Below are 17,325 nucleotides of genomic sequence, written 5' to 3' on the forward strand. Positions count from 1 at the left end.
TCTCAACCCCTCCGGGGGGATGACCGAAAACTGAATAAGCGCATAGTCACCATTACCATGAAGTGTGTCAAGAGTCTCAACGGCCACGGCCGGACACGGCACCATGGACAGATCACCCAGCGCGGCACAGGTACCATGCATCGGTCCCGAAGGAGGCGAGCGACGCGGATGGCCAAACGGCAGGCCCGATTCACCCCCCAGGAGATGGCGGCCGATCCGCGCCTGCATGACCACTCCCCCGAGCTGTGGAGCGCGGACCTGGCGGAGGTCCCCCGCGGCCTCCTGACCTCCGCCGTGCGCTGCTTCGCCGCGAACGGCTTCCACGCCACGACCACGCGTGACATCGCCGAGAGCGTGGGCCTCAGCCCGGCCGCCCTCTACGTCCACTTCCCGTCGAAGGAACTGGTCCTGTTCGAGATCATCCGGGTCGGGCACGAGCGCGTCCTGGAGTACGTCCGGCACCCGTCCGTCCTGGACGAGCCGGACGCGGCGGCCCGCCTCCGCGCCCTCGTCTCCCGGTACACCGCCTGGCACGCCCGCCACCACGTGACGGCCCGCGTCTGCCAGATGGAGCTGGCCGGCCTCACCCCCGAGCACTACGACCAGATCCTCGAGCTACGCCACCAGACCAACGACCTCTTCCGCGAAACGGTCGATCGCGGCGTGGCCGACAAGACCTTCGCCCAGTCCGACGTGCGACGAGTAGCCCGCGCGATGCTCTCCCTGTGCATCGACCTGGTCCGCTGGTACCGCCTGGACGGCCCCGACACCCCCGAACAACTAGGCGACTTCTACGCCAACCTGGCCTTGAAAATGGTCACCAACCCTGACTGATGCCGCGCGGGAGAGTGGGCACATGGTGCCGCTCTCGCGAGCGCGTTGCCGCGCAACGGTGCGCCTGCCACGGCGTCGGCGTCAAGCGCCTGACCGTCCTGGAACATCTCGACGGCATGCTTGTCCCCGGCCTCGACCTGCGACGGGACATCTGCCGGGAGTACCTTGTCCTGCACTCGTCGCCGGCGAGCGGTGACCGAGGCGTTGCCTTTTGACGGCACCATTGTTGGACGCTCGGAGGCTACGCCCGGCCAGGCGGTGGTCGCCGGGTCTGCTGGTCTTCGGTGGCTCTGCGTTCTTGTTCGCGGACACCATAGGCGGCCTGTCGCACGGCTTCCTGGCTTTCGAATCCCGAGCCCAGAGCCCCGCCGAGGGTGGCCGCGGAACTGGCCAGCCACGCCAATGACACGAAATCCACGAACCGCACGCCGGTCTGATCAAGCGCCTTGGCGAATGGCGTTCCGCGGCCCAAAGGGCCGGTAGGCCGTGAACATGGAAAGCCTGCCGGCCCACCCGCCGATGCCGGCGGTGCCCCAGATCCGTCCGGCAACTCGATCATTGTCATTCAGCGCGACAGCGACGAGCCCGCCAAGTAGGCCGGCGTCACTTCGGCGGGTTCTCGTAGCGGACTCAGGCTGCCCCGCTTGGGGCGCCGGGCGTGCGGCCGGTCTCGGTTGCGTCGCACGTGGATGATGTGGGCCAGCCACAACTGGCCGGGCCGATCGACGACAAACCGCCGGTTACCAGATCATGTGGCCGCGGCGCCGTCTCATCGGGCACTGTGGTGCGCTGCTTGGCGCGGATCAGGCGCTGGCGCCGCCGTCGATGACCAGGTCGTGGCCGACGGCGAAGCCCGCTTGGGGTGATGCGAGCCAGAGCACGGCGGAGGCCGCTTCGGCGAGTGTCCCGACTCTGCCGATCGGCAGTGCGGTCTTCATCCGTTCGGCGCGGTCGTCCTCGGTCTCGCCGGGTCGCAGGGACATGGGTGTGTCGATGGGGCCCGGGCTGATCGCGTTGATGCGGATGCCCTCCCCGATGTACTCCTTCGCGGCCGCCCGGGTCAGCGCGCTCACGGCCGCTTTGGAGGCCGCATAGGCGCCGAGGAACGGCAGTCGCATGTGAGCGCCCAGGTTGGAGGCGGTGTTGACGATCACGCCGCCGCCATTGCCGCGCATGTGGGCGATCTGGTGTTTCATTCCAAGGAAGACACCGGTGAGGTTCACGGCCAACTGGCGGTCCCAGGCGGCCTCGTCCATGTCCGCTAGTGGTCCGGCCTCGAACACTCCCGCGTTGTTGAATGCGATGTGCAGGCCGCCGTGCCGCTCCACGGTGGTCGCGACGAGCCGGGCGACGTCCGGGGAGGAGGAGACGTCGGCGGTCACGGCGCTGGCCTGGCCGCCTTCGTCCTCGATCAGCTTCACGGTCTGCTCAAGAGGGCTGATGCCGCGCCCGGCGACCACCACGGTCGCGCCTTCTCGGGCGAAGGCGAGTGCGGTGGCCCGGCCGATGCCGGATCCTCCGCCGGTGATGAGGGCCACCTTGCCGGTGAAACGAGTGCTCATTCCGCATTCCCCTTTACTTTCTTGGTACGGCGCGTGGGCGCCGAGAACAGGGCGGTGACGAAGAGAACGGCGGCGGCGATGCGCAGGGCGAAGGCATAGCCGCTAGACGGGTGATGCGAGTACGCGGTGCCGAGGGAGACCAGTACCGCGAGACCGAGGGGAGGGCCGATCTCCATCGCGGTGTTCAGCAGCCCGCCCGCCAGGCCGGTCTGGTCATCTCGCACGCCTTGCATCGCGGCGAGAGTGGCGGCAGAGAACGTCACACCGGCTCCGAACGGGAAGACGAGCAGCCCGGCGTAAGGCATGTCCAGCAGGCTGAGCAGAAGCAGGCCGGCGGCCGCCGCGACCAAACCGATCGCCAACACGCGATGGATTCCCAGGCGGGGGATGAGCCTTCCGGCCAGCGGGCCGGAAGCGAAAATGGCGGGGGCGGGCAGCAGGAAGGCGGCCGACGTCTCCAGCGGGGACAGTCCGCGGATTTGTTGCAGGTGGAGGGAGAGCAGGAAGAACCCGGTGGCCATCGCCCCGGCGCAGAAGGTCACGGCGATCAGGGGCAGGATCCGTCTCCCCAGGAAGGGCAACGGCATCAGCGGGGCCGAAGAGCGCCGCTCGGCCAGCCCGAACAGGACGAGCAGCACGACACCGCCGAAGACCATCCAGCCGGAGCGCTGCAGCCCGTAGATCAGCACGGCCAGACCGGCGGTCACCAGTACCGCGCCGAGCCAGTCGATCCGCTTCCTGCCCTGTGGATGATCCACGGGGAACAGCCCGGAGGCCGCGGGCACCGCGACGGCCGACATCACAACGGGCGCCAGGAACACCCACCGCCACGACACCCACGTGATCGCTATACCCGACAGCACGGTTCCCGCCGTCGCGCCGGCGCTGCTCAGCACGCCCCACATCGCCAGGGCCCGCCCTCGGCGATCCGGGTCAGGGAACACGACGCCCAGCAACGCCATCGCCGCCGGTGCCGCCAGCGCCGCACCGATACCCTGGGCGAACCGGGCGATCATCAACATGCCGGACCACGGGGCGAGGGCGGCCGCCACCGACGCGGGGCCGAAGATGACCATGCCGGTGACGAAGACTCGTCTACGCCCCAACGAGTCCGTGAGCCGCCCGCCGAGCAACAGCAGCCCACCGAACGCCAGGCCATAGGCGGAGCTGACCAGCACCATCCCCGCATCGTCGACATGCAGATCCCGCTGGATGGCGGGCAACGCCACGGTGATGACCGTGATCGTCGCGATGAGCGTGATCTGCACGGTCCCGAGCAGCGCGAACGCCATCGACGCACGGCGCCTATTTAAACCGATCGTTCTGTTTTCTGGGCACACAGAAGCGCCGCTTCTCACCAGGAACACTTCCTCAGTCCAGGACGGCCAGCGCCTGTGCGGTGGCGTCACGGATCCTGCCGGGGTCAGGATGCGCGCGACCCAGGACACGGAGGCCCTGCATCATGACGAGCAGAAAACGGGCCAGAGCACGCGGGTCCTTCTCGCCTGAGATCTCGCCTTGCGCGCGCGCCCGGGTCAGCGCCGAGGTCAGCGCGGTCTCCACAGTGTCCCAGCTCGCCTCGACCCTCCGGGCGATCTGCGGATCGCGCGGCATGACCTCCACGGCGGCGTTGACGACCATGCAGCCGCGCCTGCGCTCATCGCACAAGGATTCCTCGGCGTATGCCTCGACCAGCGATCGTACGGCCGGAAGGGCCGGTCCCGGCTGGGAGAGCACCTCGACGACATCGGGGTCGCGGGTCTGCAGGTACCTCTCGAACGCCTTCACATAGAGGTCGTGCTTGCCGCCGAAGGTGGCATAGATACTCGCCCGAGCGATACCCAGATGCTGGACCAGGTCGGCCATGGACGTCGCGTCGTACCCCCGCTCCCAGAACAACTCCAGCGCCTTCTGCAGGGCCTCGTCCGGATCGAACTCCTTGGTCCTCGCCACACCCCGCACCCTAGCCGTATCCAGATCGAACGGTCAAATATAAGTGGCGAACCGAACCCTCACACGTAACTGGGCTTCGTCCTCGTGATCTGGTCCGGCGTTGCCCGCTTTGTGTGCCTGGGGGACGGGAGAGGCCACCCCTCGCATCCGTAGCCACCACACCATTCGTCCCCGACGGGTCCCCGGCTCCGCGTCCAACGCACGTCAGGCGTTGGACGTCCAGGGCCGGGCCGCTGACCCCACTTGTCTCGCTCGGTGCCCCTGCTGCTTCACGTCGGCATGGTCCACATGCGGCGGTACAGCCCCTCTTGCCGTACCAGAGCCTCATGCGTGCCGCGCTGGACGACCCGTCCGTGATCGAGCACGACGATCTCGTCGACGGCGTCCAGGCCCGCCAGGTCGTGGGTGATCAGCAGTGTGGTCCGTCCCCGGGTGACCCGGAGGAGGTCGGCCGTCAGCTCGGCGCGGGTCGACGGGTCCACATGGGCGGTCGGCTCGTCGAGGATCAGCAGTCCGGGGTCGGCCAGTACGGCTCGGGCCAGGGCGAGCCGCTGACGTTCACCGCCGGACATCTTCACGCCATGGGTCCCAACGGGGGTGTCCCACCCTTCGGGTAGGGACTCGATCCACGGCAGCAGACGGGCCGCGTCCGCGGAAGCGCGCAGTTCGGCGTCGGTCGCGCCGGGACGGGCCAGCCGCAGGTTCTCTTTGAGCGTGCTGTCGAAGATGTGCGGGTCCTGCGGGCAGCCGCCGATCACGCGGCGCACGTCGTCGGGGGCGTACGCCGTCAGGTCGCGGCCGTTCAGGGTGACGGTGCCGCCCTGGTGGTCGAGGAACCGCAGCAGGATGGCGGCGACGGTGCTCTTGCCCGCGCCGCTGGGTCCCACCAGGGCGACGCGGCGGCCGGGTTCCAGGTCGAGGTCGATGCCGTCCAAGGCCCACGGCGCGTCCGGTCCGTAGCGGGCGCGGACGTCTCGCAGCCGCACGCCGACCGGGCGTTCGGGCGGTGGAAGCGGGGTGGACGGTTCCCGGACCGGAACCGGCGCGTCCAGCACCGCGGTGATCCGCCGGGCGGACGAGCCGGTGTCGGCCAGCCGGGCCGCCGCGGCGGGCAGCGGGGCGACGGCCTCGAAGGCGGCCAGGGCGGTCAAGGCGAGCACGGCCAGCGGGACGTGGCCGAGGTCGCCGTTCTCGACGGCCGCCACGCCGAGCAGGAGTACGGCCCACACGGTCAGGCCGGTGACGGCGGTGCCCAGCCCGGCGCCGAGTGCGTGTGCGAACGCGTTGCGCCGGGCCTGTCGGGTGAGCTCGCGGTCGGCCGCGGTGATCGCGGCGACCGCGCGGTCCTCCGCCCCGAACGCGATCAGGTCGTGGGCACCGGAGAAGGCGTCCACGACTCGCGTGGTGAGGTCTCCGCGGGCGGCGGTGGTCCGGCGTGCGGCCTGCCGGGCGACCGACACCGAGCAGGCGGGGACGGCCACGCCGGCGACCAGCAGCCCGGCGGCCAGCACCCCGGCGGCCGGGGCCAGCAGGAACGCGCAGACGGTGACCGCCCCTCCTCCGGCGAGCGCGGCCGCCGCGGGCGGGATGATCCCGCGAACGAAGAGATCCTGCGTGGTGTCGACGTCGGAGACCAGCCGGGCCAGCAGGTCGCCGGAGCGCAGGTCGCGCAGCCCGGCGGGGGCGATGCGGGCGAGCCGGCGGTAGATCCGCACGCGGACGTCGCCCAGCACGCGGAAGGCCACCTCGTGCGAGGTCAGCCGTTCGAGGTAGCGCAGCAGCCCGCGGCTCACGCCGAGCGCGCGGACCGCCACGACGGCGATGGTCAGCGCCGTCACGTTCGGGTGCTCGGCGGCCCGCGCGATCAGGTACCCCGACACGCCGAGCAGCGCGATGCCGGCCGCGGTCGTACCGGCCCCGGCCAGGACGGCCAGGAGCAGGCCGCCGCGCATCGGGCGGGCCAGGGTCAGCAGCCGCAGCAGCGGGGCCGTCATGGCGGTCATGACGCCACCGCCAGCGGCTCGCGAGTCCCCTCATGGACGACGAGGCGGCCGTTGTCGATCTCGGCGACGCGGTCGGCGACGCCGGTCCAGGTGTGGTCGTGGGTGACCAGGACGACCGTGCGGCCGGCCATGAGCCGTTCGACGGTGGCGCGGATCTCCCGGGCGTTCTCGCCGTCCAGGTGCGCGGTCGGCTCGTCGAGCAGCAGCACCGGCGCGTCCCGCAGGAACGCGCGGGCCAGCGCGATGCGCTGCCGTTCCCCGCTGGACAGCCGGAGACCGCGTTCGCCGATCGGAGTGCCGTATCCGCCGGGCGATCTCCGGATGAACGCGTCCGCCCCGGCGAGCTCGGCCGCGCGCCGTACCGCCCGGTCGTCGGCGCCGGGATCGCCCAATCGGATGTTGTCGGCCACGCTTCCGGTGAACAGGTACGGATCCTGGGGCACCCAGGACAGCCGCTTCCGCCATTCCGCGACGGGCACATCGTCGAAACCGGTGCACCCCTCGGTGGGCTGCACGAACCGCAGGATCACGGCGAGCAGGGTGCTCTTCCCGCCTCCGCTGGGTCCGATGACCACGAGCCGCTCCCCCGCCCCCACCTCAAGGGACACATCGGCGAGCGCCGGGCGATCACGCCCGGGGTAGCGGACGGTCACTCCCTCCAGGCGCAGCGGCGCGTCCTCGGGGGCATGGCCGGTCGCGGTGCGTTCCTCCGGTGCCGCGATGTCCAGCACGTCGAGGACGCGTCCGGCGGCGGTGACGCCTTCCATGCTGGCGTGGAACTGCGCGCCCACATTGCGCAGCGGCAGGTACGCCTCCGGTGCCAGCAGCAGAACCAGCAGCGCCGTCTCGTACGGGACGCCGCCGCCCAGGAGCCGCAGCCCGATCTCGACCGCGACGAGCGCCACCGCGAGCGTGGACAACAGTTCCAGGACGAGCGCCGACAGGAAGGCCACGCGCAGCGTGCGCATCGTCGCCCGCCGGTGCGCGCCGGTCACCTCGCGGATCACCTCCGCCTGGGCCTTGGCGCGGCCGAACACCTTGAGGGTGGGCAGGCCCTCGACCACATCGAGGAAATGGCCGCCCAGGCGTTGCAGCAGCGTCCATTGGCGTTCGGTACGGGCCCGGGTGTGCAGGCCGACCAGGATCATGAAGATCGGGATGAGCGGCAGCGTGGCGGCGATGACGCCCGCGGAGAGCGGGTCGGCGCCGCCGACCACGGCCAGCACGGCGAGCGGGGTCAGGCAGGCCAGGACCAGTTGGGGAAGGTAGCGGGCGAAGTAGGCGTCCAGCGCGTCCAGCCCCCTGGTGGCCAGCGTCGCCAGCTCGCCGGGCTTGGACGCGGTCGCTTCGGCGGCGCGCTCGTCGTGCTCCGGCGACGCGTCCATCCAGCCCGGCCCCAGGCGCAGCACGTGCTCGACGAGCGCGCGTCGTAGCTGGGACTTGACGGCCGAGGCCGCGCGCAGAGCCATGGCTTCCGCGCCATAGGCCGCCAGGGCACGTCCGGCCACCACGATCAGGAGGAGCACGAACGCGGAGGCCAGGGGCGCGACGCCCTGCCCGTGAAAGGCGCCTGCGAGGATGCGTGCCAGCAGTACGGCCTGCGCCAATACCAGCCCCGTCGTCACCAGCCCGAACAGGACCGTGCCCGTGAGGAAGACACGCGCGGCTCTGGTGTGGGCCGGCAGGCGCGGATCGAGTGGCTTCACCGGGCCGCCCCCGCACCGGCGTCGGGGGCGATGATCTCGCGGGTGAGACGCCGGCGGAACACCCAGTACGTCCAGCCCTGATAGGCCAGCACCACAGGGGTGAAGAGCACCGCCACCCAGGTCATCACCTTGAGCGTGTAATCAGTGGAGGCCGCGTTGTGGACGGTGAGGCTGAAGGCGTCGGCGGTGCTGGACGGCATGACGTTCGGCCACAGGTCGCCGAACAGGGTCGCCACGGTCAGCGCGATCGCCACCGCGGTGCCGGTGAACGCCCAGCCCTCCCGGCCGCGCAGCACCGCCGCGATGCCGCCCAGCAGCGCGACCGCCGCCGCCCCGGCGGTGGCCCAGGTCATCGGCTTGCCGTGCTCGATCTGGGTGACCGCCAGGAATCCCGCCGCGATCACGGCGACCGGCGCGCACAGCCGGGCCAGCAGGCCGCGGGCCCGCCACCGGATCCCGCCGTCGGTCTTGAGCGCGAGGAACACCGCGCCGTGCAGGGTGAAGACCGCCAGCGTGGTGAGCCCGCCCAGGAGCGCGTAGGGGTTGAGCAGGGTGAACAACGTCCCGGTGTAGTGGTGCTCGGCGTCGAGCGGGACACCGCGCACGATGTTGGCGAACGCCACGCCCCACAGGAACGCGGGGACCAGTGAGCCCCAGAAGATGGCGCGGTCCCAGTTGCGCCGCCAGCGGGCGCTGTCGACCTTGCCCCGGTACTCGAACGCGACACCGCGCACGATGAGCGCGAGCAGGATCACCAGCAGCGGGAGGTAGAAGCCGCTGAACAGAGTGGCGTACCACTCGGGGAAGGCGGCGAAGGTGGCGCCGCCCGCCACCAGCAGCCACACCTCGTTGCCGTCCCACACCGGCCCGATGCTGTTGATCATCAGGCGGCGGTCGACCTCGGTGGTCCCGCCGCCGTCGAGGGCGCGGCGGCGGGGAGCCAGCACGGGCAGCAGCACGCCGACGCCGAAGTCGAAACCCTCCAGGACGAAGTAGCCGGTCCACAGCACCGCGATGAGCGTGAACCAGACGGTGGTCGGTTCCATGAACGTCTCCGGGGACTCAGTACGAGAAAACGGGCATGGGCTCGTCGGCGCCGGGCGTCTGGTCCTGCGGCGGCGGGCCCTGCCGCGCGTACCGGGCCATCAGCGCCCCGGCGACGACCGCCAGCGCCGCGTACAGAACGGTGAACACGGTCAGCGAGGTGACCACCTCGGCGGTGCCGACGTCGGGCGAGACACCGTCGCGGGTCCGCATCAGCCCCATGACCACCCAGGGCTGGCGTCCCATTTCGGTGAAGATCCAGCCCATGGTGTTGGCCAGGAACGGCAGCGCGACCCCCGCCAGCGCCGCGCGGTGGAACCACGGGCCGCCCGGCAGCCGCCCGCGCCGCGTCAGCCACAGCCCGGCCGCGGCCAGCAGACCGGCCAGCAGGCCCATGCCGATCATCAGCCGGAAGGTCCAGTAGGTGATCGGGATGACCGGCGTGTAACTGCCGGGGCCGTAGCGTTCCTCGTAGGCGCGCTGCACGTCGTTGACGCCCTCGACGGTGCCGTCCGGCGCGCCGGTGGCCATGAACGACAGCACGTGCGGCACGCGCAGGCTCCACAGCTCCTCGCCGCCGTCGAGCGACCCGATGGTGAACAGCGAGAACGAGGCGTGCGAGGTGGTCTCGTACAGCGCCTCGGCCGCGGCCATCTTCATCGGCTGCTGCTCGGTCATCACGCGCGCCTGAACGTCCCCCGACACGGTGACGCCGAGCGCGGCGACCAGCGAGAACACCAGTCCGGCGCGCATCGCCCGCCGGAACAGCGGCACGTCACGGCCCCGCGCGAGATGCCACGCGCCGACGCCGGCCACGAACATCCCGCCGGTCAGGAACGCCCCGAAGATCACATGCGGGAACGTCACCAGGGTCGTGGGGTTGGTCAGGACCGCCCAGATGCTGGTGAGCTCGGCGCGGCCGGTCTCCGGATCGAGCCGGTACCCGACCGGATGCTGCATCCAGGAGTTGGCGGCCAGGATGAAGTACGCCGACATGATCGTGCCGAACGCGGCCAGCCAGATCGTGGCCAGATGCAGCCGCGGCGACAGCCGTCCCCACCCGAAGATCCACAACCCGAGGAACGTGGACTCCAGGAAGAACGCCAGCAGCCCCTCCATGGCCAGCGGCGCACCGAACACGTCACCGACGAACCGCGAGTAGTCCGACCAGTTCATTCCGAACTGGAACTCCTGGACGATCCCCGTGACCACGCCCATGGCGAAGTTGATCAGAAAGAGCTTCCCGAAGAACTTCGTCATGCGCAGATAGAGCGGGTTCCTTGTCCGATGCCAGGCGGTCTGCATGCCCGCGACCAGCACCGAAAGCCCGATGGTCAGCGGGACGAAGATGAAGTGGTACACGGTCGTGATCCCGAACTGCCAGCGGGACAGATCCAGGGCGTTCACATCTCTCCTCGGGATGGTTCACGTAGGCACGCCAAAGTCGTTCCAAGGGGCGCCCCTTGCCGGGGCGCCCCTTGTGGGGATCGGGGGTCGGTGGGTCACTTGAGGACGGGGAAGCGGCGGACCAGGGCGGTGCCGTTCCACCACTTGCCGAGTCCCAGGGTGGTTCCGGCGCTGACGAGCGCCAGGCCGATCAGGACCATGGCATAGATGAGGTGGTCGTCCATGAACGGGTTGTTCTCCGGGGGCAGGACGGCGGTCCACATCAGCACCAGCAGCAGCGCGCCGGCACCGGCCGCGATGCGCATGGCGATGCCCAGGATGAGCGCGATGCCGATACCGGCCAGGCCGATCATGAACAGCCAGTCGGCCCAGGTCTGCCCGGCCAGGTCGTTGTAGAGGCCGGCGAACGGGCCCTCGGGGCTGTTCTTCAGGAATCCGGTGGTGGGGCTGCCGCCGTCGATCCAGGCGCGGGCGGCGGGGGTCTCGTGGCCCAGCCCGAACGTCTTGTCCAGGAACGCCCAGGCGAACACCCAGCCCAGGGCCAGGCGGGTGATCGCCCACACGTACCGGGCGGCGGGGGTCTCGGTGAGGGGTGCGGGTGCGGCGGCGTGCAGCACGCGGACGGTGAAGCCTTCGCGGGTCTTGCCGGTCGAGACAGCCATGATCGTCTTCTTTCTCGCCTGGCCTCGTTTCCTTTTACGGCTGTTACTCAACCGCGGCGGCCACGCCCGTCCCAGAAACGAACGGCACACAAGCGAAAGGACCTTGGTCCCTCATTTCCACGTCCCATCGGGGCCATATGCCGTGCCGCATGAGACTTTTGCCCCTCCGAAGCCGGCCGACCGGCGGATTAGCGTCGCCAGACGCGAAGGAGTTTCGTGCTGGAGGTCGTGATGCGAGGCTCGGGCATCGGCGCGTTGTGTACGCGCGTGAACCGGCTGCGGCGGCGGTGCGGATTCGATCGCAACGACCTGCGCCGCGACATCGACCGCGCACAGACCCGCATCGCCTGCGGCCTCGTCCTGTGTTTCCTGGCCGCCGCCCCGGTCGCCGGGTCGGCCGCCGGTCAGGCCGCCTACGATCGCGGGATCCGGGTCGAACGGCACGAGAAGGCGACCCGCCATCTGGTGACCGCCACCGTCGTCGAGGTCGGCACACGCACACCGGGCGCCCAGCCCGGCGTCTGGGTGACCTGGACCGAACCCGACGGCAGCCGGCACACCGGCACCGCCGCCGTCTGGCGCGGCACACCCGACACAGGCGAAACCCAGCGGATGTGGGTCACCGACTCGGGCAAGCCCACCGTCCGGCCCCGATGGCGGTCCCAAAGCGTCTTCGACGCCTGGGCCGCCGGGCTCGCCGCGGCGCTGGGCGTGGCCCTCCCGCTCGCGCTGACCTACACGCTCGTACGACGCCTGAACGACCGCCGCCGCTACCGCGGCTGGGACGCGGCCTGGGCACGCCTCGACCACCGATTCAGGCGCTCGTGACCGAATCGTCGACGACCGCGCGCCGTGCTGCCCGGTATCGGCTGCCCGGTATCGACGTCGGCAAGGACGCAGGGGCCAAGAAGACCCCCACCCGCAGGTGACAGGAAGGGACGCGTGCCCCGTCGGCAGAGGTGGAATCCCCCGACGGGGCTGTGTGCCGCCCCTTACCGGCTTCGCGCGATGGCGGCCGGGCAGTGGGAGTGGTGGATCACGCCGTGGCTGACCGAGCCGAGCCTGGGAAGGTCGAGCCAGTTGTGGTCGTGCGCCCCCACGACGACCAGATCGGCGGTGCGGGACGCGTCGGTCAGCGCGGCCACCGGGTGCGCACCCAGCACCTCTTCGGTCACCTCGACACTCGGATGAGCCTTGCGCCAGCGCGCGTGCGCTTCGATGATCTGCCAGCGCATCTTCTCCTCCGCGGCCTTGACCTCCACCGGGTCACGGATGTCGGCCAGATCGCCCACCGGCCGCCAGGCGTGCAGCACCCGGACCCGGGCCTCGCGTACGGCGGCGGCCTCGAAGGCGTACTTCAGCGGCACGGCGGGATCGGCGACCAGGTCCAGACCGACGACGATCTCACCGTGCGGCGACGTGGCCTCACCCCGCACGATCACCACCGGGCCCAGCGCGTGCGAGGCCATGCGCAACCCGATCGAGCCCAGCATCAGGCCGGCGAACCCACTCAGGCCGCGATGCCCCACCACCAGCTCGAAGGCATGCCGGGACTGGCCGCGCAGGGCCGTGGCCGGGTGCTCGGCCACCAGCTCGGTGCTCACCTCGATCCCGGGACGGTGCGCACAGGCCCGCCGCCGGGCCGCGTCCAAGATCTCCTCCCCGGCGGCGGCAACGGTGTCGGCCGCCCGCCTGGGGGCGAACAGCGGCAGCTCGTACAGGCTCTTGTCGATCGAGTGCACGATGTGCAACCTGCGGCCACGCGCCGCCGCCTCCTCGGCCGCCCACAGGACGGCACGGTCCGCGCCCGCGGAGGCATCGGCGCCCACGACGATGGGATCGGACATCATCCTCAGCTCCTCCAAGGGAGAAGAACCGCCGGATCGGGGGTCGCGATCCGGCCTTTCTCCTTTCAGAGTCGTTGTGGCGGCGTGGTGCGTTGTAGGGGCCAAGGTCCCGTACGGGCAGCGGAACGCGAGAGCAGGGCATGGCCAGGGACCACGGTCCTTTCCCGGCCCGAGGCCCGGTCAGCCACCGAAACGGCACAAGGCGCCGATGCCCTCCGCGGGAGCGTCCACGGTGTCGGGCTCAACGATCCTGATCTCGGCGCCGGTGAGGATGGCGGCGCGTACCGCGACATCGGCCAGGGCGGCGCGTCTGTGAAGTCCGGCGCTCCCCGTGGCCGGCAAGGTCATCGACGCCTCGGCGCCGCCCGGGACGAACCAGGCGGTACGGCGATCCTCGGCATCGTTCACGACCACCAGAACGCGGACCCGCCCGTGTGCCAGCGCCTCCAGCGTCGCGGACGCGCCCTCCGCCACCCAGCCGTTGGCGTCGCGGCCCTCGCCGATCCTGCGCAGGACGCGCCGGTTCTGCTCGTCCACCCAGGCCCGTAGCTGCTGCTGCACATTCAACCCGCCACGGTGCCAGGTGCCGTCCTGGCCACGGCCGCCGGGGACGTACCGGACGCTGACCTGGTGGCGCATGCTGCCCGGCAGGCCCTGGTCCACGGCGTGCAGCGCGCGCGGATCCCCGGCCAGCAGCAACAGCCGTGTCCGCCCGCCGACGAGCTGATCCTTGAGGACGTCCGCGACACACGATCCGGTGCGTTCCCACCCATCCTGCCCAGGGTGCCGGTGGCGCCCGCGCCGATCCCGCGTGCGCGTGGCGCCGTCGCCGACCGGGGCCGTCACGGTACGCACGACCATGGGGGCGGTGCCGCCGGGATGGATCTCGATGTCGGCTCCGTCGCGACCGACCACAGCCAGTACGTACGGCGGCTGGTGCTGCAACCAGGCGAGCACGGGAAGGATGCGGGGCAGCGCGGCACGGACCACCATTTCGGTTCGGCACGCTCCGGGCATCTGGAACACCGTGGGCTCGTCCTCCCCGTCCACGATGAACGCCGCCAGCACCGCCGGGCCGGGTGGCATGCCCAGCACCCGCCGTGTCAGCGACTCCCGTACCCGGGCACCGACGCCGAGCCCGGCCAGCTCGCGCAGAACCGCACGCCACCGGACCGCCACGTCGGCATCGTCCGGCCGCCCCGAAATCGGGAAATAGGCCGACACCACCGGCCCGCCTGACATCAACCGGCGCAAGGCCAGGACATCGGAATCCGCTCGCACCTCCATAAGACCAGACTTCGACCGCACCAGCGGCCCGAGCAGAGCCGAAAGTCCACCCTTCCGGGGGGCATCCGCACCCCGCGGCCTCCTATCGCCCACTATCTCCCACGCTTGGGACCTTGGTCCCACGCAACACGTGGCCTGCGGCCCTCTTTCAGGCCCACACGGCCCGGTAGCGTCCTTACTGAGGACGACCACCACCGTTAGAGGCGAGGGGAACGGTGCCATGAGCGCCCACGACGCGACCACCATCCGGGTGTTCCTGATGGACGACCACGAGGTCGTCCGCCGGGGCGTGGCCGCCCTGCTGTCCGCCGAAGACGACATCGAGATCGTCGGGGAGGCCGGCACCGCCGCCGAGGCCCTGGCCCGGATCCCGGCCGCCCGTCCCGATGTGGCCGTGCTGGACGTACGGCTGCCCGACGGCGACGGCGTCAGCGTGTGCCGCGAGATCCGCTCGGCCATGCCCGAGGTCGCCTGCCTCATGCTGACCTCCTTCGACGACGAGAACGCCCTGTTCGACGCCGTCATGGCCGGTGCCGCCGGATACGTCCTCAAGCAGATCCACGGCTCCGACCTGGTCGGCGCGGTCCGCACCGTCGCCTCCGGCCAGTCTCTCCTCGACCCCCGCTCCACCGCCCGCATGCTGGAACGGCTCCGCGAACGCCAGGAACGCAAAGACCCGCTCCAAGCCCTGACCGGGCAGGAACGCCAGATCCTGGAACTGATCGGCGAAGGACTGACCAACCGGCAGATCGGCGAACGCATGTTCCTGGCCGAGAAGACCGTCAAGAACTACGTCTCCAACCTGTTCGCCAAGCTCGGCATGCACCGCCGTACCCAGGCCGCCGCCTACGCCGCCCAGCTCAAGGCCGAAGACGCCAAAAGCCGCAACAACGACTGACACTCGCAACCGCCGGCCCAGGGCCCGGCACCTGCACGACGTTCGCCCGGCTCGAAGGAGCGCCGGTCACGCGGACATCGCGTCCTCGAAAGCAGGACCTTCGTCCCTGATGTGACGGCCCCCACAACGGGCACCCTGAACCCCATGGAACTCGACGACGGCGGGCTGGAGATCCTCGACTTCGAGACATGCCGGGTCCTGCTCGCCAAGACGCCTCTGGGACGCATCGTCTTCACCGACCGCGCCCTGCCCGCCGTCCAGCCGGTCAACTACATCGTCGCCGACGGGGACGTGATCATCCGTACCTCCCCCACGTCCCGGCTGGCCCACGCCACCCGGGACACCGTCGTCGCCTTCGAGATCGACGACTTCGACGCCACCTCCCACACCGGCTGGTCCGTCGTGGTGATCGGAAAGGCCCGCGCCGTCACCGACCCCGCCGAGCTGACCGCCCTGCGCGCCCTCCCCCTGCGTCCCTGGGCACCCTGCGAACGCCGCCACTACATCCGCATCCGCCCACAACTCATCACCGGCCGCCGCACCCCCACCCGGACTCCTATCCAGGCCGGCCGGTGAAGATTCGGACCGTTCAGGTACGGAGTACGTCCACTCGGGGGAGGTCGCGGTGTTGGTGGTGGGCGTGAGCGATCTCGGCGAGGGTGTGGCGGCCGAGGGCTCGGTAGGCCGCAACGAGCAGCTCGTGCGCCTGGCGTTCCCGTTCGGCGTCTCCCCCGCTGGCCCAGTGCAGGTCGCGCCCGAGAGTGAGGGCGCCGGCCGGGTCGCCGGCGGCGCAGCGCCGTAGGGCCTCGGTGACCCACGCGGCGACCGTGCCAGGTTCGCCGGTCAACTGTTTGTGCAGGTTGGTGCACCAGTCGTAGCGGTCATAGGGGCGTTGCCCATCACGCGGTACGACCGGCTCGCCGTCGACCAGCGCCCCGCCGCCGTCCAGGGTCTCGAATCGGCGCGGGTCGCCGTCCTCAAGCACCCCGGCCTCGTGTCGGTACCTCTCGTGGTAGGCCGTGCCCTGCTCGGCTCGGTCACCGGTCTCGACGGTCATCAGGACCTCGCGCAGCGCCCGCAGCCTGAAGCGCTCCTCCGCCAGGTCCGCGCTGATCAGTTCCTCGCCGGCCTCGTCGTCGAGGTGAGCCTGACGCCATTCGATCCTTGCGCGTACCGCCTCCAGCGGGGTGCCGGACGGCAGGCCGACCCCGCCGCCGTCGTTGTTGTAGTAGGACGCGACGCCGGTGCAGGTGCGGCCGTCGTCGTACCACAGCCCGAAGTGCAGCCCGTCGGTGCCGCCGTGCATGAAGGTCAAGAACTCGGGCGGATCCCGGTAGTAGCGACCATGCACCCGGACGTCCAGGCCCTCGCGTGGCGGGCGCGCGGGATCCTCGAACACATCCATGATCCCGAACGGTTCGAGTTCCGTGTCGTGGAGCGCATCCCGCTCGACCGGCCCGAGGGACAACAGAAACAGCCAATACCGGAAGATCGAGTCAGGGAGTTCGATGCCCCAGTCGTCGGCGAACCGCCGTTCGATCGCGGCCCGGTCCCGGGCCACCCGGGACTCGGCGGCCCGCCGGGCGGCCGCATCCGGCGGCCGATGGGCCGACCGCCAGACGGCGTAGTCCCGGTCTTCGGCCGCGCGGCGAGCGGCGCGCCGCCGCTCGCCGGCCAGTTCACTCCGGTCGGCCCGCATCTCCCCGAAGATGACCTGCAAGAGCCGCTTCTCGGGCGTCGACTCGTCGGTGGGGTGACGTTCGTTGTGGCGCCGCTCGGCCACGAAGCCCGGAAACCAGAAGTCGTCATCGCCGTACACCACGGCGGCGGCGGAGGCCGGAGGTAAGGCAACGACCTCCCGGTCGAATCGCTCCAAGGCGGCCGACCGGAGCCGCCTCACCCGCTCGTCCACACGTGAGGCGTGGCGGCAGTACGCGTCCCACTCCCCGGCCAGGTCCTCTTCCGGCTCATCGACCAGTTCGTGGAAGAACGTCAGCTTCTCTATGCGGGCCAACCTGGTGTGGTCATCAACGACCTCCGCCCTGAGAGCCGCGATCACTTCTTCGTCCGATTTGCCGTTCAGCCATTCGGGTAGCGCCACGCGGGCGAGCCTACTGGCGTC

15 protein-coding genes are annotated in these 17,325 nt (G+C 70.6%); 4 read left to right on the plus strand and 11 right to left on the minus strand.

Annotation, left to right across the window (positions count from 1 at the left end; translation table 11 throughout):
- Positions 1-168: 168 nt before the first annotated feature.
- Positions 169-834: a TetR/AcrR family transcriptional regulator gene (locus QSK21_RS00115; protein WP_285692515.1), complete on the plus strand. Its 666-nt coding sequence runs from the start codon at positions 169-171 to the stop codon at positions 832-834.
- Between the two features lie 803 nt (positions 835-1,637).
- Here the strand turns inward: QSK21_RS00115 and QSK21_RS00120 are convergent.
- The 8 genes from QSK21_RS00120 to QSK21_RS00155 all read right to left on the minus strand — a co-directional run bounded on the left by QSK21_RS00120 (position 1,638) and on the right by QSK21_RS00155 (position 11,171).
- A complete protein-coding gene (locus QSK21_RS00120) occupies positions 1,638-2,396 on the minus strand; it encodes an SDR family NAD(P)-dependent oxidoreductase (RefSeq protein WP_285692517.1) in 759 nt (252 codons plus the stop codon).
- Positions 2,393-3,688: an MFS transporter gene (locus tag QSK21_RS00125; RefSeq protein ID WP_285692518.1), complete on the minus strand. Its 1,296-nt coding sequence runs from the start codon at positions 3,686-3,688 to the stop codon at positions 2,393-2,395. Before QSK21_RS00125 ends, QSK21_RS00120 begins: the two co-directional genes overlap by 4 nt.
- Before the next feature lie 79 nt (positions 3,689-3,767).
- Positions 3,768-4,349, minus strand: a complete 582-nt coding sequence (locus QSK21_RS00130) for a TetR/AcrR family transcriptional regulator (RefSeq protein WP_285692520.1) — start codon at positions 4,347-4,349, stop codon at positions 3,768-3,770.
- A 269-nt stretch (positions 4,350-4,618) separates the two neighbouring features.
- Positions 4,619-6,352 (minus strand): thiol reductant ABC exporter subunit CydC, encoded by a 1,734-nt coding sequence (gene cydC, locus QSK21_RS00135; protein WP_285692522.1) that lies wholly within the window; start codon positions 6,350-6,352, stop codon positions 4,619-4,621.
- Positions 6,349-8,058: a thiol reductant ABC exporter subunit CydD gene (gene cydD / locus QSK21_RS00140; protein ID WP_285692524.1), complete on the minus strand. Its 1,710-nt coding sequence runs from the start codon at positions 8,056-8,058 to the stop codon at positions 6,349-6,351. Before cydD ends, cydC begins: the two co-directional genes overlap by 4 nt.
- Positions 8,055-9,104 carry a cytochrome d ubiquinol oxidase subunit II gene (gene cydB / locus QSK21_RS00145; RefSeq protein ID WP_285692525.1) on the minus strand — a complete coding sequence of 350 codons (1,050 nt, stop codon included), beginning with the start codon at positions 9,102-9,104 and terminating at the stop codon, positions 8,055-8,057. Before cydB ends, cydD begins: the two co-directional genes overlap by 4 nt.
- Positions 9,105-9,120: 16 nt before the next feature.
- Positions 9,121-10,509 carry a cytochrome ubiquinol oxidase subunit I gene (locus QSK21_RS00150; RefSeq protein WP_285692527.1) on the minus strand — a complete coding sequence of 463 codons (1,389 nt, stop codon included), beginning with the start codon at positions 10,507-10,509 and terminating at the stop codon, positions 9,121-9,123.
- Between the two features lie 95 nt (positions 10,510-10,604).
- Entirely contained in the window at positions 10,605-11,171 is a 567-nt protein-coding gene (locus QSK21_RS00155) for a hypothetical protein (protein WP_285692529.1), read from the minus strand.
- Positions 11,172-11,387: 216 nt separating this feature from the next.
- Between QSK21_RS00155 and QSK21_RS00160 the strand changes: the two genes are divergently transcribed.
- Positions 11,388-11,999 carry an Rv1733c family protein gene (locus tag QSK21_RS00160; RefSeq protein ID WP_285692531.1) on the plus strand — a complete coding sequence of 204 codons (612 nt, stop codon included), beginning with the start codon at positions 11,388-11,390 and terminating at the stop codon, positions 11,997-11,999.
- Positions 12,000-12,163: 164 nt separating this feature from the next.
- Here the strand turns inward: QSK21_RS00160 and QSK21_RS00165 are convergent, their stop codons facing one another.
- Both QSK21_RS00165 and QSK21_RS00170 read right to left on the minus strand, forming a co-directional pair.
- Entirely contained in the window at positions 12,164-13,021 is an 858-nt protein-coding gene (locus tag QSK21_RS00165) for a universal stress protein (RefSeq protein WP_285692532.1), read from the minus strand.
- 177 nt (positions 13,022-13,198) lie between these two features.
- Positions 13,199-14,197 carry a baeRF2 domain-containing protein gene (locus QSK21_RS00170; RefSeq protein WP_285692534.1) on the minus strand — a complete coding sequence of 333 codons (999 nt, stop codon included), beginning with the start codon at positions 14,195-14,197 and terminating at the stop codon, positions 13,199-13,201.
- Between the two features lie 328 nt (positions 14,198-14,525).
- Here QSK21_RS00170 and QSK21_RS00175 point away from each other — a divergent pair, with 328 nt between their 5' ends.
- Both QSK21_RS00175 and QSK21_RS00180 read left to right on the plus strand, forming a co-directional pair.
- Positions 14,526-15,203 (plus strand): response regulator transcription factor, encoded by a 678-nt coding sequence (locus QSK21_RS00175; protein ID WP_285692537.1) that lies wholly within the window; start codon positions 14,526-14,528, stop codon positions 15,201-15,203.
- Between the two features lie 144 nt (positions 15,204-15,347).
- Positions 15,348-15,779 carry a pyridoxamine 5'-phosphate oxidase family protein gene (locus QSK21_RS00180; RefSeq protein WP_285692539.1) on the plus strand — a complete coding sequence of 144 codons (432 nt, stop codon included), beginning with the start codon at positions 15,348-15,350 and terminating at the stop codon, positions 15,777-15,779.
- Positions 15,780-15,792: 13 nt separating this feature from the next.
- Here QSK21_RS00180 and QSK21_RS00185 read toward each other — a convergent pair whose 3' ends face one another.
- Positions 15,793-17,304, minus strand: coding sequence for an ADP-ribosylation family protein (locus tag QSK21_RS00185; protein ID WP_285692541.1), 1,512 nt, complete (start codon positions 17,302-17,304; stop codon positions 15,793-15,795).
- Positions 17,305-17,325 lie beyond the last annotated feature (21 nt).

The organism is Actinomadura sp. NBRC 104412, from assembly GCF_030269515.1.
In the GTDB taxonomy this organism is placed as follows: Bacteria; Actinomycetota; Actinomycetes; order Streptosporangiales; family Streptosporangiaceae; genus Spirillospora.